Origin of the sequence: Sphingobacterium rhinopitheci, assembly GCF_022627575.1 — a bacterium.
In the GTDB taxonomy this organism is placed as follows: Bacteria; Bacteroidota; Bacteroidia; order Sphingobacteriales; family Sphingobacteriaceae; genus Sphingobacterium; species Sphingobacterium rhinopitheci.
Genome location: NZ_JADEYQ010000001.1, coordinates 109,498 through 132,044 on the forward strand (window position 1 = coordinate 109,498; position 22,547 = coordinate 132,044).

19 protein-coding genes and 2 tRNA genes are annotated in these 22,547 nt (G+C 33.2%); 10 read left to right on the top strand and 11 right to left on the bottom strand.

The window, feature by feature from the left end; translation table 11 throughout:
• Window positions 1–205: 205 nt before the first annotated feature.
• The 3 genes from IP023_RS00525 to IP023_RS00535 all read right to left on the bottom strand — a co-directional run bounded on the left by IP023_RS00525 (window position 206) and on the right by IP023_RS00535 (window position 4,855).
• Window positions 206–1,984 (bottom strand): peptide MFS transporter, encoded by a 1,779-nt coding sequence (locus IP023_RS00525; RefSeq protein ID WP_241788287.1) that lies wholly within the window; start codon window positions 1,982–1,984, stop codon window positions 206–208.
• A gap of 111 nt (window positions 1,985–2,095) precedes the next feature.
• Window positions 2,096–2,611 (bottom strand): OmpA family protein, encoded by a 516-nt coding sequence (locus IP023_RS00530; protein WP_241788288.1) that lies wholly within the window; start codon window positions 2,609–2,611, stop codon window positions 2,096–2,098.
• A 42-nt stretch (window positions 2,612–2,653) separates the two neighbouring features.
• Window positions 2,654–4,855: a glucoamylase family protein gene (locus IP023_RS00535; protein ID WP_241788289.1), complete on the bottom strand. Its 2,202-nt coding sequence runs from the start codon at window positions 4,853–4,855 to the stop codon at window positions 2,654–2,656.
• A 228-nt stretch (window positions 4,856–5,083) separates the two neighbouring features.
• Here IP023_RS00535 and IP023_RS00540 point away from each other — a divergent pair.
• Together IP023_RS00540 and IP023_RS00545 are read left to right on the top strand one after the other, a co-directional pair.
• A tRNA-Gly gene (locus IP023_RS00540) sits at window positions 5,084–5,159 on the top strand.
• Window positions 5,160–5,164: 5 nt separating this feature from the next.
• Window positions 5,165–5,249 (top strand) — tRNA-Leu (locus tag IP023_RS00545).
• Between the two features lie 372 nt (window positions 5,250–5,621).
• Here IP023_RS00545 and IP023_RS00550 read toward each other — a convergent pair.
• Both IP023_RS00550 and IP023_RS00555 read right to left on the bottom strand, forming a co-directional pair.
• Entirely contained in the window at window positions 5,622–6,827 is a 1,206-nt protein-coding gene (locus IP023_RS00550) for an NAD(P)/FAD-dependent oxidoreductase (protein WP_241788290.1), read from the bottom strand.
• Window positions 6,828–6,991: 164 nt separating this feature from the next.
• Window positions 6,992–7,177: a CsbD family protein gene (locus tag IP023_RS00555; protein WP_241788291.1), complete on the bottom strand. Its 186-nt coding sequence runs from the start codon at window positions 7,175–7,177 to the stop codon at window positions 6,992–6,994.
• 253 nt (window positions 7,178–7,430) lie between these two features.
• Here IP023_RS00555 and IP023_RS00560 point away from each other — a divergent pair, with 253 nt between their 5' ends.
• A complete protein-coding gene (locus IP023_RS00560; protein WP_241788292.1) occupies window positions 7,431–9,608 on the top strand; it encodes an ATP-binding protein in 2,178 nt (725 codons plus the stop codon).
• 132 nt (window positions 9,609–9,740) lie between these two features.
• On the opposite strand, the gene IP023_RS00565 is transcribed toward IP023_RS00560, so the two are convergent.
• Window positions 9,741–10,397 (bottom strand): response regulator, encoded by a 657-nt coding sequence (locus IP023_RS00565; RefSeq protein WP_241788293.1) that lies wholly within the window; start codon window positions 10,395–10,397, stop codon window positions 9,741–9,743.
• Window positions 10,390–11,046 (bottom strand): sensor histidine kinase, encoded by a 657-nt coding sequence (locus tag IP023_RS00570; protein ID WP_241788294.1) that lies wholly within the window; start codon window positions 11,044–11,046, stop codon window positions 10,390–10,392. Before IP023_RS00570 ends, IP023_RS00565 begins: the two co-directional genes overlap by 8 nt.
• A gap of 639 nt (window positions 11,047–11,685) precedes the next feature.
• Here IP023_RS00570 and IP023_RS00575 point away from each other — a divergent pair.
• The 7 genes from IP023_RS00575 to IP023_RS00605 all read left to right on the top strand — a co-directional run bounded on the left by IP023_RS00575 (window position 11,686) and on the right by IP023_RS00605 (window position 19,202).
• Complete coding sequence (locus IP023_RS00575) at window positions 11,686–12,180, top strand: RNA polymerase sigma factor (protein WP_241788295.1); 495 nt, start codon at window positions 11,686–11,688, stop codon at window positions 12,178–12,180.
• A 286-nt stretch (window positions 12,181–12,466) separates the two neighbouring features.
• The gene (locus tag IP023_RS00580; protein ID WP_241788296.1) at window positions 12,467–14,698 is read left to right on the top strand and encodes a bifunctional alpha,alpha-trehalose-phosphate synthase (UDP-forming)/trehalose-phosphatase; all 2,232 of its coding nucleotides are present in this window, start codon (window positions 12,467–12,469) and stop codon (window positions 14,696–14,698) included.
• A 7-nt stretch (window positions 14,699–14,705) separates the two neighbouring features.
• The gene (locus IP023_RS00585; RefSeq protein WP_241788297.1) at window positions 14,706–16,499 is read left to right on the top strand and encodes a glycoside hydrolase family 15 protein; all 1,794 of its coding nucleotides are present in this window, start codon (window positions 14,706–14,708) and stop codon (window positions 16,497–16,499) included.
• A gap of 97 nt (window positions 16,500–16,596) precedes the next feature.
• Entirely contained in the window at window positions 16,597–17,073 is a 477-nt protein-coding gene (locus IP023_RS00590; protein WP_241788298.1) for a hypothetical protein, read from the top strand.
• Between the two features lie 158 nt (window positions 17,074–17,231).
• Window positions 17,232–17,699: a hypothetical protein gene (locus IP023_RS00595; RefSeq protein ID WP_241788299.1), complete on the top strand. Its 468-nt coding sequence runs from the start codon at window positions 17,232–17,234 to the stop codon at window positions 17,697–17,699.
• Window positions 17,700–18,204: 505 nt separating this feature from the next.
• A complete protein-coding gene (locus IP023_RS00600) occupies window positions 18,205–18,486 on the top strand; it encodes a hypothetical protein (RefSeq protein ID WP_241788300.1) in 282 nt (93 codons plus the stop codon).
• A gap of 434 nt (window positions 18,487–18,920) precedes the next feature.
• A complete protein-coding gene (locus IP023_RS00605) occupies window positions 18,921–19,202 on the top strand; it encodes a hypothetical protein (RefSeq protein WP_241788301.1) in 282 nt (93 codons plus the stop codon).
• Between the two features lie 7 nt (window positions 19,203–19,209).
• Here the strand turns inward: IP023_RS00605 and IP023_RS00610 are convergent, their stop codons facing one another.
• The 4 genes from IP023_RS00610 to IP023_RS00625 all read right to left on the bottom strand — a co-directional run bounded on the left by IP023_RS00610 (window position 19,210) and on the right by IP023_RS00625 (window position 22,506).
• Complete coding sequence (locus IP023_RS00610; RefSeq protein ID WP_241788302.1) at window positions 19,210–19,842, bottom strand: Crp/Fnr family transcriptional regulator; 633 nt, start codon at window positions 19,840–19,842, stop codon at window positions 19,210–19,212.
• A gap of 75 nt (window positions 19,843–19,917) precedes the next feature.
• Window positions 19,918–20,808 (bottom strand): aldo/keto reductase, encoded by an 891-nt coding sequence (locus IP023_RS00615; RefSeq protein ID WP_241788303.1) that lies wholly within the window; start codon window positions 20,806–20,808, stop codon window positions 19,918–19,920.
• The gene (locus IP023_RS00620; RefSeq protein ID WP_241788304.1) at window positions 20,798–21,523 is read right to left on the bottom strand and encodes an FKBP-type peptidyl-prolyl cis-trans isomerase; all 726 of its coding nucleotides are present in this window, start codon (window positions 21,521–21,523) and stop codon (window positions 20,798–20,800) included. The genes IP023_RS00615 and IP023_RS00620 overlap by 11 nt, the downstream gene beginning before the upstream one ends.
• Window positions 21,520–22,506, bottom strand: coding sequence for a glycosyltransferase family protein (locus tag IP023_RS00625; protein WP_241788305.1), 987 nt, complete (start codon window positions 22,504–22,506; stop codon window positions 21,520–21,522). The genes IP023_RS00620 and IP023_RS00625 overlap by 4 nt, the downstream gene beginning before the upstream one ends.
• Between the last annotated feature and the right edge of the window lie 41 nt (window positions 22,507–22,547).

Consider the following 22,547-nt stretch of genomic DNA (forward strand, 5'->3'; position numbering starts at 1 on the left):
CCTATAAAACAATTGGGTTAGTTAAATAAAAATAGCAGTAAATAAATTCAAAATTAGATGTATATCATTTTCATGAAATTTCCACGATAATAGATGATTAATAAATAACAGAGAGATAATATTAAGCAGGGTACAAAAAGTTTAAAAAAAAAGAGGCTGTCTCAAAATGGACAGCCTCTTTTTCTTATTTTATAACAATAAAAAATTACTTGACACCGTGCATTAATTTTTTAATTAATGGATTACAAATCATCACTAAAAGTCCTGCCGCAGCGGGAATTGCTGTAAATAAGAAGAAAAAATGACTCAAAGAGTACTGCTCTTGGATAGTTTCAACTTGTCCACCTAATACAGCGGCTAATTTTTGTGCAATTGCGATTGCTAAATACCAAATACCAAACATAAATGCTAACATTCGCGCAGGTACTAATTTAGAAACATAAGATAAGCCGACAGGCGATATAAATAATTCACCTAATGTATGAAATAAGTAAGTCAGTACTAAGAATATCATTGATATCTTCACCCCCTCAGATACGCCCATAGCACCTAATCCTAACACTAAAAATCCAATCGCTACTAAGATTAAACCAAAGCCATATTTGAAGGCTGCCGAAGGGTTATATTTGGATTCCCACAATTTGGAAACCGTAGAAGCTAAAGCAATAATAAAGAACGAATTTAAAGTAGAGAACCAAGAAACAGTAATTTCTGATGCTTCTTTGGAGAATTCATTTTTAAGCATCCATATCGCTGCTCCCCAAATAATAACAAAACATACGATTAGAATAATATTCGAAAGAGCTATTCGTGTCCATGTAGCCTTAGCTAAGCGTATTAATACCCAAGAAATAATTAATAACGGACCGATAGTAAGTAATGCATTAATAATATTGAACGTCAACAACGCAGATCCCGACAACGATCGATCGATATAATCACGCGCAACCAATACTAAAGATGTTGCTCCTTGCTCGAAACTCATAAAAAAGAATATCAAGAAGAAAGCTAATAATACAACTGCAAACATACGATCACGAACTACCTTATCATAGCGTATAATACGTGAAACCAATAGGTATACAAAAATCAATAAAGCGACAATAATCATCATATATTGTCCTCTTAGGAAACCTGTATCTAGAAAGGCGAATAAATCTATAATTCCATTTTTAGATAAAGGATCATTAAACGCATATAAGAAACCAATAACCCCAACTATTCCTATTAATAAATAATCACTAATTGTAAATGGGTTTCTTTTATCAGTATCCTCCAATTGTTTGGCCGCAACAGCTTCTTTATCGGTATTGATAACCCCTAAGTTGCCCATCAGAGGCTTAGCGAAAGCAAACTGCAATGTACCAAGGAGCATAAAAACACCTGCCAATCCAAAACCCCAATGCCAGCCTTGCGTTTCAGCAACATACCCACATAGCATCATTCCGAAAAAAGCACCTGCATTAACACCCATATAGAAAATAGTATAAGCACCATCTTTCTTCTCCGGAAGATCTTTGTACATCTCTCCTAAAATAGAAGGCATGTTAGGTTTGAAAAAACCTGTACCTATAACTAAACAACCAAGACCGATAAAAAACATAATCGTCGTATCAAATGCCATGGCAGCATGACCTAAGGTCATAATAATAGCACCTACAATAACAGCCATACGTGAGCCGATATATTTATCCGCTATAATACCTCCAAAAATTGGCGTCAAGTAGAGCATCATCGCATAGGTACCGTACAGGGCACCCGCCTGCTCCGCACTCCAAGCCCATCCTGATTTGGCATCCCCGACAAGCACGGCTGCTGTTAGGAACTGAATTAATAAAACGCGCATTCCGTAAAACGAAAAACGTTCCCACATTTCAGTAAAGAAAAGCACGAACAATCCGGATCGCTGTCCTAATACTAAGTCCTTGTAATCGCCTTGATTTGTTGATTCAGTAGATCCACTACTTCTAGAAACATTACTCATATATTATTTTATTTTACACACTATTCTTATAACAAGAATCTATAAATAGTTAAACAATAAAGGCTTGATTTCCTCTAATCAAGCCTTCAAACTCTTCTATTGATTTTTGAATTAATTCAATATAATTACCTCTACACGGCGATTTTTTTGTCTTCCTTCGGGTGTTTTATTATCTGCAACCGGATTCGAAGGGCCAAATCCTTTTGTCGCTATGCGTGAAGCACTTATTCCTACACCTTCCAAATAAGTCTTTACAGAGTTAGCACGCTTATCGGACAACCAGATGTTATATTGTTCTGTACCCGTTGCATCTGTATAACCATCCACACGGATTTTTTTTGTTGTTTCTTGCTTTAGTACTTTTGCTAACTTATCTAATTCTACCTTTGCCTTATCTGTTAAATAAGATGAATTTGAAGGGAAAAGTAAATCTGAAGACAAGGTAAATTTGATTCCTTCTACCGTTTCTACAGCATCTTTAAATTCCTTTTTAACATTCTTCAAACCATCCTTCGTACCATCTTGCGTCACTACAGCTCCAGGAAGCACCTTTATTTGTTGTTGTTTACAAGATGTCAGAGAAATTGCACCTGCTAATACAGAAAAAAACAATATATTCTTGATCATAATTTTAACGTAATTACTAAATGTCATCTAATATAAAAAGAATTAATCAACTTCTAAAACTGCCGTATTAAATAGTCGGTCTCGTCCCTTTTTCAATTCAGGAATTTTTTCATATAACTTCCAAATTAATCCTGTTTTAACATTTTCTAAAACAATTGCTAATGTGGATTGATTCATGGCTAAATATTCGTTTGATTCATCTTTATTACGCAAATCTAACCACGATTTAAAGCCGTATTCAGAAAATAATATATTACCATAATATTTATACAAAGCCAAAACTGAAGCTTTACCCAACTGTGTATCTACCAGCATAGCTGTCGGCGCTATAGAAGGATTGATACGATAATTCCCTACAGAATCTTTGTGTTGATAGAATCCCCAAATATCACTTGTATATGCCCCCACCCCCAATTGATTATCTCTACGTTTGACATAAGTAATATAAGATTTCAAAGCATCTGACCAATTGACCAAGCTATCCGTAATTATATTGGGTTTGATAGTAAGAAAGGGTTTATAAAGATCCATTAAACTATGTGAAAACTCTCCAAATGGCACTTTAACACCGTATTTATAAACCGGATTGAAAAGTGAAGATTTAGACATTCTGTCTACATAATTAATACTATCTACCGCCTGCGTAAATCCCTCCGCAGTAACACTATCTGCATAAACATTGGATTCAAAATCATCGATTTGTTCTATCGGCTCTACACCATATGTATTGTAAATAGCATCATAATAAGTATCAATTGGTAAAGAATATTTACGCGATGAAATAGCAAGGAGATAGACATTTATAGCTTCATTAGCTCCATGAATAGGCAATAGCAAATTATTAGAACTTTCGGTCATGCCATCTAATAAACCAAATTTGGGCTTTAATAATGCATTTTCATCGAGGATAGCATTCCACTCTATTTGATCATATAAAGAAGTAATTCTATTTCGTAAATCCTTTTCATTTTCTTGATCGCTATCAAAATACTCTCTAGCAATAAGTAATGCTTCTATCAACGAAGCTGTCGCTTGGACATCATAGGTATCTGTTCCTTTTTTATATTCAGGTAAGCCTTTACGACCATCAAAATATGCTGGATATATGCCATTCTTATGCTGTGCTTTGAGAAGAAAATAAGAAATCTTAGAGATGCGATTCAGTACCTCATTTCTTGGTATTTGTTTGTTTTCGACTCCAATAATTAAAGAAAGTATAGCACCTGCAGTTTCTTTGGTAGAAACAATAGCTTTGTCTTTAGCCCGAACGGGCATATACATACCGCTATTAACATCAAAATTCTCTACAAAATAATTGATATTTGCAGCTTGAATTAGATTAAGTATAGCCGTATCACTAAGTATCTTTGTTTCCACATCTTTCGATACCGAAGCAGGAGATTCTTTATAATTATGGTCAACCCATGCTATTTTATAAAAATACTTATACCCAACATTTGGTACTACATCTAAGCAGGACTGCAAATGTATAGGACGCATAGCTACAGGGACAAAATCTTTACCATTAGTAGAACGGTAAATCTTTACATAACGGATATTGGGTGATAAAGGTAATTGCCATTTAAGATGTACCATTTTATCATAACCAATCGCTTCACTCAATATAGCAGGATAGCTCAATCTAACATCAACCAACTTACCTGGGAGAAATTCAATTTGGTCCAAAAAGAGATGATGCTCCCTATCTGAGGGTTGATTTTGTACAAAACCTACCCCTGTGACAATACTTTCCTTGTTAAGACCTGAAAAAATTTTACACGGTATCTTTACCTGAATCCATTTTTTTGGTGCATAATCTACGAAATACTTATCCAAAGATATTGTATCTATAACTCCCTCATGGGAATTAATATACAGCCTTGGTAAATCTTTTATTTTTGTATTTTTAGAATTAACAAAGATAAAGAAGCTCAGTTGATCATTTTCGCTAAAACGATAATGGCTCTTATGTTTGTTATAATTAATTCGTGCATTCCAAGATCCATTATCTCCAGAAATATAACGTAGCGATAAGGAATTTCCTGGGGTAAAGAATAGCGTATCTGAGGTCAATAATCTATTATTCATATTTTCTACCCAGCTATTCCCTTTATAAGAGACAATACTTTTAGCATAACTACCTGCACCAATACTATTATCAAAAATCACTTCAGGATACGTATCAGCTACAACTAATCGAGGTAGATAAAATAAGACTATTAAAATGTAAATTATTCTTTGCATATTTTTTAGTCAATGTTTACCTACAAAAGTACACAAAACTGTCCATCATCCTGCATAATCTACTATTTATTCAAAAAATAAAAAAAATAATACACACAAAAACAAGCAATTACACACGAAATAAAAAGATATATAAATAAAAATTTTAGAAATAAATAAAACTCTCTATATTTGCATCATCAAAACCGATAAGCGCGATGCTTTGAAAACATTGAAAAACTTATAAAAGCGAAAATAGCTCAGCTGGTAGAGCACAACCTTGCCAAGGTTGGGGTCGCGAGTTCGAATCTCGTTTTTCGCTCCAGAGTTGCCTAGGTGGTGGAACTGGTAGACACGCAGGACTTAAAATCCTGTTCCCGTTAAGGGAGTGCGGGTTCGATTCCCGCCCTAGGTACAAAGCCTCGAGAGATATCTCGAGGCTTTTTCTTTTTATAGCTATTTTAGCAGACTATATCCTCTATATAAAGCTTTGAGGTCTTAAACAAACTGCGCGCTATAGAATTTTTAAGTACTTTATATTAACTGTAATAGACTGAAGTATTTTGTTCCCTTTAGTAAGAAGAGTAATTTTTTTAAATTTCCTTGCTAAAATTATGCGAATAAATCCGGCATTAATATCAGTTGCTTAGTTCCGTTTAGCATGGGTATTATTCTACCAGCCTTGTTCTTAATCTGCATTTTCGGTATCTCTAAAATACCTATAGATTATTAAAAATATTATTGGATCATATCTTCCTATTTTCAATATCAAGATATAGCATAGTTTTTACCTTCCAAAAGCGAAGTATCTACTCAACGGATGCTGCTTACCTTCCATCCATAGGGAAACCATTTCCATACCTGTAACGGAAAAGGTAATCCCATTTCCCCCGAATCCCAATACAAAATACGAATGCGGGAAATCTTTGTGTTCACCTATATAAGGAAGGCTGTCTTTTGTTTCTCCAAATGTTCCCGCCCAGACAAAATCAACATTAAAATCAGTTTTTGGTTTAATCCTATGATATGATTTAACAAGTTTGATTTCCTTTTTGTTCAACAAAGCATCCCTTCGGGCTGGATCTCTAAATTTCTCATCTTCTCCGCCTATCAGCATTCTATGATCATCAGTAGTACGTATATAAATATAAGGATCCGCAGTATTCCATATTAATAGGTCTTTATATTTATTGGCTATTTGTTCATCAATTTCCGAAACGACAGCATAAGTACTAATTAAGTTTACAAATTTCTCCTTCACCATGGATTGGCTTTCATAACCTACACAATAAATATTTTTTTTAGCTCTTATGGTAGCGCCAGTTGACAAGGTACATTCGTTATATTTCTTTCCATATTTCACCGTTTGTAATGCCGTCTTATCAAATACCTGTAAGCCTTTCTTTACATTAAAATCAAGGATTTCATGAACTAACATAAAAGCATCTACACTAGCACCTTGAGTAGATAGGATTCCACCATATGTATGTTCCAAGTCATATTTCTTTATAATATCTTGCGCATCTAACCATGAAACATCAAATCCCGCCTGCTTTCTACTTTGATATTCCTTTTGGAGCCAAGAAACATCTTTCTTACGTGCTGCAAAGTACAAGGATTTCTTTTTTCTAAAACCCGCTTTGGAATTTACGTCCTTGCATACTTGCTCCAATTTATCGATAGCGTCATGGCATGCCCAAAAACATTTTTCAGCTCCCTTTGCACCTATAATTTCGTTGAGCTGATACAGTGGTTTGTCCACTTCGTATTGCAACATCGCAGTGGTTGCTGAAGAGCTACCGTTAGCAATTTCCCTTTTATCAATCAATATCGTTTTCAATCCATCTTTCACACATTGATGAGCAATCAAAGAACCTGTAATTCCCCCTCCAATAACTAAAATATCACAATCCAAATTTTCACGTAGTGATGGATATGATTTCATTATCCCATTTTTTAGTAACCAAAATGGCTCATTAGATTTTAAGTTCATAGATTTTTGTTTTATTAACCGTGCATTATTATATCTCGTAAGACAAAGTAAATACCAATAAATGAGTTTGAAATTATATAGCATTTTAACGTCAACAAAAAGAGCTACCTATTAAAAGATAGCTCCATATTAATTTTTATGTACTAAGGGAATTTAACCCTTTCTTAAAGACTATCTAACCAATCTTCAATTTGTTCTTTTGTTTTACCGCTTTTCTTTTGAAGGCGTCCTAATAATTCATCTTCCTTACCTTCGGAGTACAGTAAATCATCATCTGTCAAATCTGCATACTGCTGTTTCACTTTACCTTTAAGCTCATTCCAACGTCCTGTCCATTTTAAATTGTTCATAATAACCTCCTTTTATGTTTGATGTTTATTAGAAGAACAAACTTTCCCCAATAAACGTTCATTTATTTTTATTTTTCCTTTCAGGATATTATAAATTGAGTCTTTTTTGGTGAAATCATTGTTCACCAAAAAAGAATAATCTAAGCCAAAAGCACATCAAATACATGTTTAAACACTGAAATTACAGCAACAAATACATTGGTATTATTAATCCAAATAGGTATCTTAGTTATTCTCCAAATTAAATCTATATATGCTAAAACAGCCTTTGTATAAAAAGTCGAAGATTCAAGATTTTGGATACCTTATTTGCACAGATAGCTCAGGGATAATAACAGGTATAAGTACTAATATTACAGATATATTACCGCAGCAATTTGATTATTACCTGGAAAAACCTTTTGCCACTATTAGTCGTACTATTTTTGTGGAATGGGAGGATAAAATCCTTGAAGCTATTCAAGCGATAGAGGAAACGCACTATATTAGAAAAATAATTGACATTCAGATTGATCATGAGCCCTATTATTTGAGCCTTTACAAAGAGGAAAGGTCAATTTATTATGAAATAGAGAAGAAAACAACCAATTCAATGACACACCTTGCATTGAACGATTTATCTTCACTATTATCGGCACCTTCAGAACAGCTTTGGCAGAATCTATCTAACAATATCTGCAAAATATTAGGCTTACATAAAACCATTATTTTCAAAATAAACAATGATCAAACAGGAACAGTATGTGCCCAAACTATCAATGGAGACTATAAATCAAGTATGGGTCTTCATTTTGCTGAAGAATTCATTTCTGACGATATCATTGATTTTTATAAACAATCAACATCGAGGTTTTGCTATGATATAAACAAATTAAATAGTCATTTATGTACTACACATTCGAGCGATGTTAAGCATCAGCATACACAACAAGCCCCATTTCCTTGTACACACCTTACATATCTTAAAGAAATAGGTGTTAAAACAGCGTTAGTATATCCAATTATAATAAACAACAAATGTTGGGGCTTATTAATTGGGACACATTATGAAACGAAATGGATGGACCTCCATCTTCGCCAGGTAGGCTGTCTGATGGTACAATATGCATCGAACGCTTTTGGATCATCTATGAAGCATAATCTCTTAAAATTTCACAAAAAAATTAAAGAATTTGAACTTGATCTTAAAGGACAACTGCTTGTTGATAATGATATAAACACTACATTAGCACATAATATAAAAACCTTATGCGAAGTGGTCCATGCCGACGGTATAGCTATTGTACAACAAGAGGATCATACATATTATGGCCTCTGTCCTTCCGAACACCAGTTAACTCAGATCCTAAACACTATAAAAACACATAAAGATAAAAGAGTGTTTAAAGATCATAATTTTTCGCTAAAACGTAAATCAATGATTGAAGGACAATTACCTTTTGCAGGGATAATGAGTTTGCGGTTAAACAAATCTTCAGATCACTACATTTTTTGGTTTCGCAAAGAAACAGCCAAAGAAATTATTAATATAGCACACAATCCCGAAAATATTACCCTTTCAAAAGGGAGCAGTAACCTAACAAAAAATCCTAAAATATGGAATAATATAATCTCCAAAAGTAGTATTCCCTGGAATGCGAGTGATTTATATCTAGTCAACAGACTCTATAATTTAGTTCAAGAAATTAAAATTAAAAAATCTGAAGAGCAAGAAAAAGTAAACCATGAACTGATTTCGCTAAATAACGAATTAGAGATGTTGACATTCACGCTTTCACATGACATAAAAAACCCATTATCTATCGTTAAACTAGGTTCACAGATGCTTCAGTTAAATGCAAAAATGACAAAAGACGAAGTTTACAAATGGAGCAAGACCATTCAAGAAGCAACCCAAAGTATAGAAAATCTCGTGGATAGTTCGTTAGTATTCACACAGGCTAAGTCCTATATATTTAAAAAAATAGATATTCAGATTACGCCAATCATACGTAAAGTGATCAATGAGTCTAGATTGATGTACGAAAAGAACTCCTGCGAGTTTGTCTGTGGCAACCTTTTACCACTATATGGTGAACGCAATCTATTGTATCAAGTATTTCTAAATATAATAGGCAATGCTATCAAATACAGCGCCAACAAAGAGTTTCCAAAAATAGAAATATATAGTTATATGGATGATAATCACGTGATATATAATATTCAAGATAATGGAATCGGTATTCCGGAATCTGATTTACTTACTATATTTGAAATATTTAAAAGGTCAAATAATGCGAAGCAATTTAATGGATCGGGCGTAGGATTAGCCTTGGTAAAGAGAATACTAGATAGATTGGATGCATCGGCAAAAATAGAAAGTATCGAAGATGGAGGAACACTAATAAGTCTATATTTTCCGAAATCACCGCATATGACACCAATAAATTAAATGATGAGTAAGGGATATTTGTCCTTTTAAAAGCTATTAAATAGAATTTTATTCTTTAGTTATTATTTTGAATAGTCAGGGCTATTTTTCTCTCAGCTAGAAAAAAATAGCTTACTATCGCATCGGCAGCAATTAGGAAATCAAACTATTCTTCACAGCATATTTTATAAGGGAAGCTGTATTTTTAGACTTCGTTTTATCCAATAAGTTTTGACGATACCCTTCTACTGTTCTTTTACTTAAAAATAATTTATCGGCAATTTGCAAATTCGTCATTCCTTCTCCTATGAGCTCCAATACCTCGAGTTCTCTTTCTGTTAAATCTATCTCTTCCATCAACTCCTTCAACTGATAAGACATTGATGGTAAATCTTGTAGCTTATCAAGCAATTGCATACTTATTTCTTCACATAGAAACCTCCCTCCTTTGGATACATGTTGAATACAAAATAACAATTCGTCGTAGCCGACATTTTTCACCAAATAACCCAATGCACCTTTGTCAAAAGCTTCAATTACATATTGTATATTATTAAGCATAGATAATACTATGACTTTTATATCAGGATATTGAATAGTCAGACGGTCTATTAACTCCAAGCCGTCCATCTCGTCCATTCTAATATCGGTCATCAATATATTTGGAACTACTCCATTTTCTAAAAGGGTTAATACCTCTTCACCACTACTAGCTTCACCAATAACTGCAAACTCAGCTTGTGATTCCAACAACAATTTTATCCCATTACGTACCACCAAATGATCTTCAGCAAGTATAATTTTAATCATTATTAACTTCTTTTTTTAATGTAATTAATAGATTCATCCCTTTGGAATTATTACGTATATCCATCATCCCATCATAGTACAAAATACTTTTTTCTATATTCTTAAAATGAGAACTACTTTTCCAATGTTGCTCGTTATCACTATGCGCTCTATTATCAGAGATTTCTACATTAACTAAAGCATTCTTTATTCTAATATTTATACTTATACTAGATATTTCGATGTGCTGAGAGACATTCAGCAGAAACTCTTGAATAATACGATACAAATGGAATTGATACTGTATCGATAAATTCTCTACCGTACGATCTGTCGTAATTTTAAATTTAATCTTTTGATTATTTTTTTGCGATATCAAATCATCTATTGCTCTCGCAAAGCCAAAATCTCTAAGTACGGTCGGGAGCAATTGATTAGCAATCTGTTGTAATTCAGAAATAGTAGCATTAAGCATTTTTTTGATAGCATCTATTTCATCTGTTCTCCCATGCATTATTATATAACGTTGTAAGGAAACTCTTACAGCATATAATTCTTGTGCTACATTTTCATGAAGTACATGACCTAAATTCAGCATATCTACTTCTTGCGAATTAATAATTGATTTATACAGGTTTATCTTTGTCTCTTGTTGCCCTACTTTCTTCATACCTATTCACCTTGTTAAGTATTTTATAATGCGTACAATATATTTACCACTTAGACCACATCAAGCGACAAGAAGGCAAATCTATTATATGTAGTTTATATCAAAAATAACTCCTAAAAAAGTTAAATAACTACTGATTTTGGTTATTTATCACACGTATAAATACGCAAGTAATCTTAAATCTAAGAAAAATAGATGAAGATGAGCCTTATAATAGGGAATAAAATATTTGTTTTTAAAAGCTTTTATACTAAATAATCGTGAGACTATAATTCGAATTATCGGTATAACATTTCATCCTACTAAAATACTATGGTGATTTCACCGCCTACCGTATATGTAGAGGACTTACCGTATAAAATGCATGAACCAATACGTAGTTATTTCTAATAAGCTATACAAATACGTATTCTTTCCTTTTTTTTAATGTCTCTAAAATGTTACATAAAATACAAATAACTATCCTAAAAGCGCAAAGAAGAGGGTTTTCAGTAGTAAAATCACTATAAACGTAGAAACTACGTATTATCAAATGTAGTCCAAATTATGAGAAACGTAGCATTTTTTTTGATGACTACTCAGTAAGGAGTTGAGAGAAAATCTCCGTGTAGTAAAATATAAACTTAAAAACAGAAACTTATGACTACCCAAATGATCAATGCTACAATTCAGGAAAATAGACCTATTCTACAACGCTTTGCATTCAAGTTTACAAAGGATCCATTTGAAGTAGAGGATCTTGTCCAGGAAACATTTATGCGTTCCCTAAAAACCATAGAAAAACTCATCAATGATCCTAAATTATTGACATGGTTATTTGTGATCATGAAAAATATATACATCAACAAATACAGAAAAATAAATCGATACAAGCAAATTGAAACACATTTAACGCATTCGGCCAATACTGTAACATGTAAAAATAATGCCGAGTCCAATCTCGTTTACAGTGATATCAATACGGCACTCAAGAAACTTAAAACCAAGCATTATGAATGTATCGTCATGCATCTTAATGGCTATAAATATCATGAGATAGCAGCGTGCCTCCAAGTTCCAGAAGGAACTATAAAAACAAGAGTACAGCTATGTAAAAAAATTCTAAAAAAGGAACTGAAGTCCTATAGAAGTTAGCGGGAATATTATATAAAGAAACCATATAGGTACATATTAGGCGTCTACTTATTTCGTGTTTTTATTGGCAGTTGTCGTACACAAAATGTGTCATTGACGAAGTCAAAAACACCAAATACATTACTATTAAACTATTTAGCATATAATATTATTGTTTGCTAACAAAAATTAAGTCTTGTAAGGAGATAGAAATAAATGAAGAAACAATTTTTTCACTTTTCAGCTTACAGGTGATTTTCTAAACAAGATAAGACTATAGCAATAGTCCTAACAAATAATAAGACCTATGAATAAAAAAAGAACAATTATTATTTCCAATCGTTTACCCATTCGAATAGAAAGAGAAGATAATGAACTCAAATTTATTCCTAGTGAAGGTGGATTAGCCACAGGGCTTGGTTCGATCTATCAAAATGGAAATAATATTTGGATAGGATGGCCTGGTATTATTCCTCGTGACGAGCACGAAGCGCAAATCATTAGCGATCGCTTAGCAGAATGGAATTTAGTGCCTGTTTTTTTAACAGAAAAAGAAATTGAAGAATACTACGAGGGATTTTCAAATGAAATATTGTGGCCTGTCTTTCACTATCGCCCTTCCTATGCACATTATAAAACTAAATATTGGCTCGCATATCAAAAAGTAAATGAGAAATTTTGTGCCGCAACTATTGCGCAAGACATAAAAACGAAAGATAAAATATGGATACACGACTATCAGTTAATGTTGCTACCGCAGCTAATCCGAAATATATATAGTGATCTTACAATAGGTTATTTTCAACATATACCATTCCCTAATGACGAAGTATTTAGAAATATCCCTTGGCGGGATCAATTACTCAATGGTTTATTAGGTGCTGACCTAATCGCTTTTCATACGTTCAATGACACACAACACTTTTTGAATTCTTGTGCGCATATATTGGGCTTAAATATTAAAAATAGTTGTTTACATGCTGATGGACGCACTATTTTTATTGAAGTATTCCCAATGGGAATTGACTATGAAAAATTTAGCTCCTTAGCCAACAATGCGGCAGTACGTGAACGAGCAAAAGAAATAAAAGACTACTATGCTGATCAAAAAATAATCCTGACTATCGATCGCTTAGATTATAGCAAAGGCATCTTAGAAAGATTAGAAGCATTTGAAAGCTTACTGAAAGAATACCCAGAATTAATAGGCAAAGTAGTATTATATATGCTCGTTGTACCTTCTCGAGATAAGGTATCTCAATATCAACTATTACTCAATGAGATAAATCGCTACGTAGGACACATCAATGCAACATACGGCACTAATGAATGGACGCCAATTGCTTATTTTTATAACTCTTACCCTATCGAAGAGATAGCAGCCTTATACGTAGCAGCGGATATCTGTTTGGTGACTTCTATAAGAGACGGGATGAACCTTGTTTGTAAAGAATATATCGCCTGCAAAGAGGAAACCGAAGGGGTTCTTATTTTGAGTGAACTTGCGGGAGCATCCAAAGAATTAATGGAAGCTATTCAGATAAACCCCAATTCTATTGACCAAATAAGAGAGGCAATTCACCGAGCAATACATATGTCTTCAGTAGAGAAAAGAATACGGATGAAATCTTCCATAGATATTGTTCGTAAATTCAATATCAGACATTGGGTAAGGCTATTCTTTAATAGATTAAGAGAAATTAAAGTATACCAAAAGCAGGAAATTGCAAGACGTATAAACATCAATACAAAGGAAGCTATTCTTAACAATTACGATAATGCCTCAAGGCGATTATTTTTCTTGGATTATGATGGAACACTAATAGGTTTTCAAAAGGATGCAGAGGTAGCTAGCCCTACACTAGCATTATATAACCTTTTAGAAATGTTGAAGAAGGATCCTAAAAATGAAATTGTTATTATCAGTGGGCGCCCTCATCATGTCCTCGAAGAATGGTTCGGTAATCTCAATTACTATTTAGTCGCAGAGCATGGGACATGGACAAACTATCCATCCTATGTATGGACATACACAGCAGAACTATCTACACGATGGAAAATCCCTGTAAAACATATCATGACAAAATACAGCAGTACTACGCCTGGAGCATTTATTGAAGAAAAAACATACTCCATAGCATGGCATTATAGAAGAGCACAGACCGGATTAGGTACTTTGCGGGCTCAAGAATTGGAGGAACGATTACGCTATTTGATTCAACATCATGGGTTACAACTGATCATGGGAGAAAAAGTGATCGAAGTAAAAAATAGTGAGCTAAACAAAGGAAAAGCTGCTAGAGAAATCGTTAGCGATTACAAACCAGATTTTATTTTCGTTATCGGTGATGATACAACTGATGAAGATATGTTTACCGAATTGACACTCGATGCTGTGACCATCAAAGTAGGTAATAATAAATCGGCAGCCAAATATTACGTAGATACACAGATTGATGCTGTTAAGCTCCTTGAATACTTCGCTGACAAAAGCAAAGATGAAAAACATGAAAATATAAAAGCTATTATTTCAAACTAATATGAGGATGGAAGCACAAAAAAGACATACATATCAGAGCGGTATAATTGGAAACTGCTCCTATATCGCACATATTGCAAAAGATAGTAATATTTGTTGGCTCTGCTGGCCCACTTTCCAAGATTCTTTTATATTTGGCGGATTGCTAGATACTCAAAAAGGAGGTGAATTTTCTATTAAGCCTACTACAACATTATTGGATAGCCAACAAGAATATATTCAAAATACAAATATATTATGTACCTCGATCACTAGTGAAGATGGTAGCTATAAAATAACAGATTACGCTCCCCGATTTGAGCAATATGACAGGTACTATAAGCCATTGATGCTCATCCGAAAAATAGAACCTTTACATGGCAATCCCAAAATAAGGGTTAATTGTAAGCCCCGTTATGAATATGGAAAATCAGGCTTCGTAAGAAATAGAGGAAGCAACCATATTCAATTTGATAATGCTAACATCAAAGTAAGATTGACTACGAATATGCCAATAAGCCATTTTTTTGATGATATAGCCCACGTACTTAGTACTCCAATATACCTTATCCTAACTGTAGGAAACGTCTTTGAAAATTCAATTGAGGATACGGCAGAAGATTTTTTAAACCGTACCCGAAACTATTGGCAAAACTGGATTAAAAGAGCCTCTATTCCATCATTTTATCAACAACAGGTGATACGATCAGCTTTAGTTTTAAAAATGCACCAATACGAAGATACCGGTGCTATCATTGCGGCCAGCACAACAAGCTTGCCTGAATTTCCAAACTCAGGCCGTACTTGGGATTACCGGTATTGTTGGCTTCGAGATAGCTATTATGTGCTTACCGCATTAAGTCATATTGGGCATTTTGAAGAAATGGAAAAATATGCATCTTATATAGCTAATATTACGCAAACGGATCACGGTCGCCTACAACCGCTCTATAGTATTATGGGGCAACACAAGCTGACAGAAACTACATTGGACCATTTAACTGGATACCTAGACAACAAACCAATAAGAATAGGTAATCAAGCCTACGAGCATATTCAAAATGATGTATACGGGCAGGCATTAATCACGTTGCTACCACTTTTTACGGATTACAGATTCAGATTTCAAAATACCGGGTTTGCTAAATCATGGACTACATTTATTCTTAATAAAATTAAAAATACGATTGACGAGAAAGATGCAGGCATCTGGGAATTTAGAAACTTAGAAAACAGGCATTGCTACTCCAATCTTTTCCAATGGGCTGGGGCTACTGCTGCCTTAAAAATCGCCAATCAATATGGTTTTGAGGAAATGAAAGAAGAAGCTGAAATGCTACGCAAAAAAGCTTCAGAACATATTGAAGATTGTTATGATCCAGATCTTAAAGTTTATAAAAATGCCGTCGACAGCGCCAATTTAGATGCATCTACTTTACAATTAATAATGATGGGGTATTTGGATCCTACTAGTGAAAAAGCTAAAGATCATTTACAAAACTTAGAAAAAGAACTGAAAGGGGAAAAAGGATTATTCTATCGGTACCTTCATAAAGATGATTTCGGAAAACCCAAAGCTACTTTTTTAGTCTGTGCCTTTTGGTATGTCGAAGCTTTAGCGTGTGTCGGTCGTATTGATGAGGCAAAACAAGTTTTCGAACAACTATTATCTTTCGGTAATCATTTAATGCTATTTAGTGAAGATATCAATGATAGCGATGGCAGTCAATGGGGCAATTATCCACAAGCTTACAGCCATGTCGGATTGGTAAATGCAGCTTATCGAATAGCCATAAAACTAGATAAACCTACATTCTTATAATATATGTAATTGTTCAACATAACTTGAAATAAAAGATTAATAAAAAACAGATTTTATACATCCTCATTAATTTTTAATTATTAAAAATCTATATATCATGGACAAAGAAAATATCAAGCAAACGGAATTATTAAATGATTTAATAGCAATTAATACTAAACGAATAAAGGGTTATAATAATGCTATCACTTGGATAGCTAATAAAAACAAAGCCTCCATACAAAAGTATTTCGAAGACCATAGAGATCAATCCATACAAATCAACACCACTCTAAAACCGCTAATAACATTAGAGAACATACCCATAACAGATGACCGTTTACCTATAGATTATGCTCAAAAGAGTAATACAGAAGCTAAAACTGAATCATGTCATGAAAAAGATTTGAATGCGATTTTAATTTACTGTCAACAATTAGAAACTGAAACTACCCTTGCCTATAATCAAGTAATAGAACAACAATCTGCTTTAAATCCGCAACTATTAAGCATCATAGAAAGCCAAGCATCTATGCTTCTTGAAGCACATAAAATGATTAATAAAATATATAACCAAATACATGCTGCGACTTAGGGATGCTAAACTAGAGATATACAACATACTACAATAGCTATTCTACAGTCATATCATCGGAAGAAATTATAATAATAATATAAAAAATGAAACGAAATCATGCTTTCGTTTGTTATTAATTAAAAATAGCATAAAACACTATATTAAATATAAATCATATGAAAAATTTAACAGTATTATCAACAGTTCTATTGAGTGGGCTAATATTAGCTTGCAATAGTAATACGCCACAAGAGAAGGCTGAAAGTGAAATGCAAAAGTATGAGGAGAAAGCTATTGATGCAGCTAAAGAAGCTAATAGCTCTGCAATAGATGCAACGGACAAAAGTATTGAAAGTGCTGTTTATTCTAATATAGCAGCAGCAAATGAAGCTATTGCACAGATTCCACTGCCGGTATTATCCAATGCGGAAGCAAAAGATTTGTGTGCAAAATTAGGAAAATCGATCGTAAATCGTATTAATGCTACTGATGCCTCTGAAGCAGCAGAAAATGAGAAAAATATCATGAAGGAAAAGACAGAGGTAGAAAATGCACTTATAGATAAAAAAATCACGGAAGAGGATAAAACTAAAATTATGAAATATGTGGATGATTGCTTAGCAGCATCAAAAAGTTTCATTTAATTCAATCAGATATTGTTAATGCCCTTCATTGAATTGTTCTAATGAAGGGCATTTTTATCAAATTAACACCTATCATCAGCTTCTTAGCGCTAAAAAAAAAGAATTGGTCAATATATTTATTATTTATATCGCCCCATTAAAGGTTTTGTTTTAAACAATTAATAATAAATGCTCCAATAGTAATAAGTAATTGTTGAAACAAATCGAAAAATAATAAACATCTGCTATACCACTAAAAAAATAACATATTAAAATCAACATATTAAATTTCAGATAATCATCTTTAAACCTTAAACGATATTATAAGTCTAGATAGCGTAAAATATTAGTTTTAATCATAGAAAAATGAATTATAGAGTAATATTACACTAGTTTAATAGCTATGCGAATAAATATTAGCTCTTAAATTAAGATTATGATGAATAAATAATAGAATTTACATATAAATGTTGCAATCGAGAAACTAACATTTTAACAATTTTACAGTTACCTACTGAAAAACAACATGAAAACATACGAAGAATATAAAAAAGAAGAAAACTATTTTAACTTAGGTCAATTGAGTGTATATAATGATTTTATAACATCAAATAACCTTAAACCAGACTATAAAATATGGGATGGAGCGATTTTCTTACTGCTTGCTCATACAAATGTGGACGAATTGTTGGCGGAAGACTTTAAAGATTACAAATCATATTTTGACATTATTCTATTAGAAAGTAATGTTGTTAAATCTGATAATAATCATCTTTTTAATGCCTATCAACTCAAATTAAAAGAATAAAAATATTAATTATCTCAACCTAGTAAACCTTGATAGTTAATACTATTCCTTCGCATACAATATTTAGTACCTCCATAAAATTACTTATATGCACGAGTAAAGTCTATATAAATTAATTAATTAAAAGGATAATAAATAGTGTACGTGTAATTATTAGACTATAAACCTTAGCGCCTCGCGATATTCAATGCTAAAAGTATTTATTATATCCTTAAAGATATTAATAAGGAAAAATATTAATTGATATTAGCGAAGTACATAAAACACTTCTAATCAACATTTTAACCAAAGTGTAAAAAACAATCGACTAAATTTTCTTAAAAACTAAAAATTAATTAATGTAACAGAATATTAATTACTCAAAAATTATATTAATTTATTTTTGATATATTAAGTTAATTTATTAATTTTAAATTAACAATTATATCAACAATATGAAAACATACGAAGACTATAAGGCAATAGAAAACTTTATAAGTTTAGGTCATTTAAGCATTTATAATGATCTTTTGAAAACCAACAATCTAAAAGCAGACTACAAAATATGGGACGGGGCGATATTTTTGCTACTTGCTCATATTGATGTCGATAAATTACTTAGCGAAGAATTTAAAGATTACAAAAAATATTTTGATATCCTTTTAATTGAAAGTAATATCATAAAAAAAGAAAATAATCACCTTTATAATTGCTACCGCCTGAAATACAAAAATTAGATTGTTATTATTTTATTAATATATCGACACTATTACGATTCAATTTGATACGTCCCTCTGTTTCTAGGGCTTTCAAAAGCCTAGAAACAACAACCCTAGAGGTATTTAATTCTTTAGCAATATCCTGATGTGTTTTATTTACAACCCTACTGTTATCTATTTTTGATTTTTCAAAAAGGTAATTTAACAATCTACCTTTCATATCTAGGAAAGCTATAGTATCAACGGCATTTAGCAATTCATTAAATCTATTATTGTAACTTTCAAATACGAAGACCATCCAGCTTTTATACTTACCGATCCATTCGGACATCTTTTGAATAGGAATCATTAATAATATACCTGGTACCTCACCTATTGCACGTATTTCGCTCTGTTTTTCACCCATACAACAGCTCATCGACATAGCACAGGTATCACCTTTTTCGAGATAATAAAGTAGTAACTCGCCACTATCGTAGTCCTCACGCATTACTTTGACTGCACCAGACAATAATAGTGGCATGCTCTTTATATATTGGCCATAATCGATCAGTACATCCCCTTCTTTATACGCTACTTGCTTAGCCAAATGAGCTATCTCCTGTAAAAGTTCTTCCTCAAAGACATGGCCATAAGCCTTATATAATAAATCTTCCATAGTAGTTCAATTAAAAAAGCATTACAAATTTACACCCTGAAAAAGATAAAATAGGTAACAGTTGTAACCTATAGATCAAGAAATATGATCCTTATAAAAGGATTTACGAAATTCAAAAACATCAAAATCCAATGGAGACAATTCTCTATATGCATGCAATATATCATCTAACTGATGAACAGTACGTGTACCAATCAGTGCTGAGGATACTTCCTTTTGTTGAAGTACGTAGGCCAAAGGCAATATTATTTCATTCAAATAATGTATTTGGCTATATGCTTTGAGTTGACCTTGAATATTGGCAACCTCATCTTCCTTGTAATCAAGATAACATTTAGCTTTTTTATTTACCAATACTCCTTGTGCCAATACGCCACGCGCAATTACACTTACATTAGATTGTTCAAACAATGGAAAATAAGGCTCGGGTCTATTATCCAAAATACTGTATTGCATCATATTTGAAACAATATTCGACTCCTTACAATATTTTGTAAATACATTGGGACGGATAGATGAAATGCCATAATATCGGATTTTCCCTTGCTTCACGAATTGCTCCATCGTATCCACTACAGCTTCAAAGTCGTCTTGATTTGTTCCCCCATGAACTTGATACAAGTCAAGATAATCCGTCTGAAGCCGTGTAAGTGAATTATCGATAGCTTGCGTAATATAAGCCGGTGAGACGTCCCAATCCCAACCACTTCCATCTTTACGCCACCTATTCCCTACTTTACTGGCTAGAACTATATTCTTACGAAAAGGCTTTATTGCTTTACCAAGCAATAATTCATTGGCTCCATTATCATATAAATCTGCAGTATCAAAATAATTTATCCCCTGACCGAAGGCATACTGTACTAATGCTATGGCTTCTAATGGTTGATTTACATCCAAAGACATCGCTCCAAATCCAATAGAGGATACTGCTAAATCTGAATTACCTAATTTATTATATTTCACTACTTTTCTTTACCCCCAATAACTCTACTTCGAATATCAATGTACTAAAAGCAGGAATAGCTCCAGTTGCACGTTCTCCATAGGCAAGATTATAAGGTACAAAAAACTTATATTTAGAACCAATACGCATCAAAGGGATACCGAGTTTCCATCCCTCAATAACACGATCCAAATTTAAAGTCAATGGTTCATTGCGATCATATGAACTATCAAATTTTTCGCCATCTATCAATGTCCCTTTATAATGAACAACAACTTCGTCCGTACTTGTAGGATAAGCACCCTCACCTTCCACCAAGACCTCATATTGTAATCCTTCAGGTGTAACTCTAACATTAGGATTCTTTTTATTCTCCGTCAAAAAATCACGACCCGGCTTGGATCTCATTTCAATCATAGCGGCAGAAATAATAGATGATGTTTGATCTTCTGCTATTAAAATAGGTTTATCAGCAATATGCTTAGTAAGTGCTTCTGTAAGCGCAATTGTATTTAAATCAAAACCACTCTGCTTTAATGAATTAGCAATATCTACTCCTAATGCATAAGATAAAGAATCCTTGATATTTGTTAATTGGAAAGGTTTTGCTGCTGCAGCAGCACCTTTTGTAGCGCTAGTCGTTGTCTTCTTAGCACTTGGTTTTGTTTGTGCCTTCGCACAATTTATAGCCAATCCCGCAACAACGGTAAGGCATAATAAAGATTTTATTTTCATATGTTACTTTTCACAATTGATTCTACAATTGACATTGTATTATTAGGATAATTTACTTGAATTTGATTGTGGTTATTCAACCACAATTCTATATCATATTCATACTTTCTTTTTAAACTCTGTATCACGGGCACCCCCATATTTTCAAGAGATGCCGCATTCAGATGCTGCTCATATTGATTTTTCATTGGTATGACCAATAATTTCTTTCCCAAATATAATGCTTCTGCTGGAGTCTCAAAACCAGCACCGCACAATACTCCTTCTGCTGAAGCCATACTATTTACAAAAGCATCACTAGAAATAGGGTTAATATTTACATTCTTGAAATTCAATGGTTTGACATTGTGTTTCGAAAAAACATCCCATTTCACACCAGAGAACTTTGTGAGGTGCTTGAGCAGATGCGCATCATCATAAGATGGTAAATACACTGTATAGTGGCCTTTATTAGTAGGAGTTAAATTACGGATAGATTCCCTTATGACGGGTGTAAAAATAGACTTATGATATTCTTCAAAATGAAAACCATACGCCGAAGTTACGGGAGCATAATTTTTCATAATAAACTTACCCATCAAATCCCCCTCTTCAGGCTTAGGGCTATTGGGGTGCAGCGCACCGATCTGATGACTTAACCCTATACAAGGGATTTCTTTAATATGACAGGCCCATGCCGTAATAGGTTCAAAGTCATTAATAACTAGATCATATTCCTCAACCGGAATAGAGTTTATTTCTTGAATAAATCTACGAATCGTAGAACTCATGAATGTCTTCCATAAATCTACACCCCCGGACTTTCCAAAAATAAAACTTAAGCCATGTAATCTATATTTTATGGGAAAAGGCAGTTCAATATCCGCCTGAATACCACTTATCAAAACATCTACCTCACCTAGCTCTTGCAAACAAGGAACAACATCCATCGCTCTACACAAATGACCATTACCTGTCCCTTGAACGGCATACAATATTTTCATAGCTATAAATTACTCATTCGAAAATAAGAATTTTTTTCCAA

What these genes read in the sequence shown, in the direction of transcription:
- IP023_RS00525 (WP_241788287.1), bottom strand. Translation starts at nt 1,984, where the DNA reads ATGAGTAATGTTTCTAGAAGTAGTGGATCTACTGAATCAACAAATCAA.
- IP023_RS00530 (WP_241788288.1), bottom strand. Translation starts at nt 2,611, where the DNA reads ATGATCAAGAATATATTGTTTTTTTCTGTATTAGCAGGTGCAATTTCT.
- IP023_RS00535 (WP_241788289.1), bottom strand. Translation starts at nt 4,855, where the DNA reads ATGCAAAGAATAATTTACATTTTAATAGTCTTATTTTATCTACCTCGA.
- IP023_RS00550 (WP_241788290.1), bottom strand. Translation starts at nt 6,827, where the DNA reads ATGAACTTAAAATCTAATGAGCCATTTTGGTTACTAAAAAATGGGATA.
- IP023_RS00555 (WP_241788291.1), bottom strand. Translation starts at nt 7,177, where the DNA reads ATGAACAATTTAAAATGGACAGGACGTTGGAATGAGCTTAAAGGTAAA.
- IP023_RS00560 (WP_241788292.1), top strand. Translation starts at nt 7,431, where the DNA reads ATGCTAAAACAGCCTTTGTATAAAAAGTCGAAGATTCAAGATTTTGGA.
- IP023_RS00565 (WP_241788293.1), bottom strand. Translation starts at nt 10,397, where the DNA reads ATGATTAAAATTATACTTGCTGAAGATCATTTGGTGGTACGTAATGGG.
- IP023_RS00570 (WP_241788294.1), bottom strand. Translation starts at nt 11,046, where the DNA reads ATGAAGAAAGTAGGGCAACAAGAGACAAAGATAAACCTGTATAAATCA.
- IP023_RS00575 (WP_241788295.1), top strand. Translation starts at nt 11,686, where the DNA reads ATGACTACCCAAATGATCAATGCTACAATTCAGGAAAATAGACCTATT.
- IP023_RS00580 (WP_241788296.1), top strand. Translation starts at nt 12,467, where the DNA reads ATGAATAAAAAAAGAACAATTATTATTTCCAATCGTTTACCCATTCGA.
- IP023_RS00585 (WP_241788297.1), top strand. Translation starts at nt 14,706, where the DNA reads ATGGAAGCACAAAAAAGACATACATATCAGAGCGGTATAATTGGAAAC.
- IP023_RS00590 (WP_241788298.1), top strand. Translation starts at nt 16,597, where the DNA reads ATGGACAAAGAAAATATCAAGCAAACGGAATTATTAAATGATTTAATA.
- IP023_RS00595 (WP_241788299.1), top strand. Translation starts at nt 17,232, where the DNA reads ATGAAAAATTTAACAGTATTATCAACAGTTCTATTGAGTGGGCTAATA.
- IP023_RS00600 (WP_241788300.1), top strand. Translation starts at nt 18,205, where the DNA reads ATGAAAACATACGAAGAATATAAAAAAGAAGAAAACTATTTTAACTTA.
- IP023_RS00605 (WP_241788301.1), top strand. Translation starts at nt 18,921, where the DNA reads ATGAAAACATACGAAGACTATAAGGCAATAGAAAACTTTATAAGTTTA.
- IP023_RS00610 (WP_241788302.1), bottom strand. Translation starts at nt 19,842, where the DNA reads ATGGAAGATTTATTATATAAGGCTTATGGCCATGTCTTTGAGGAAGAA.
- IP023_RS00620 (WP_241788304.1), bottom strand. Translation starts at nt 21,523, where the DNA reads ATGAAAATAAAATCTTTATTATGCCTTACCGTTGTTGCGGGATTGGCT.
- IP023_RS00625 (WP_241788305.1), bottom strand. Translation starts at nt 22,506, where the DNA reads ATGAAAATATTGTATGCCGTTCAAGGGACAGGTAATGGTCATTTGTGT.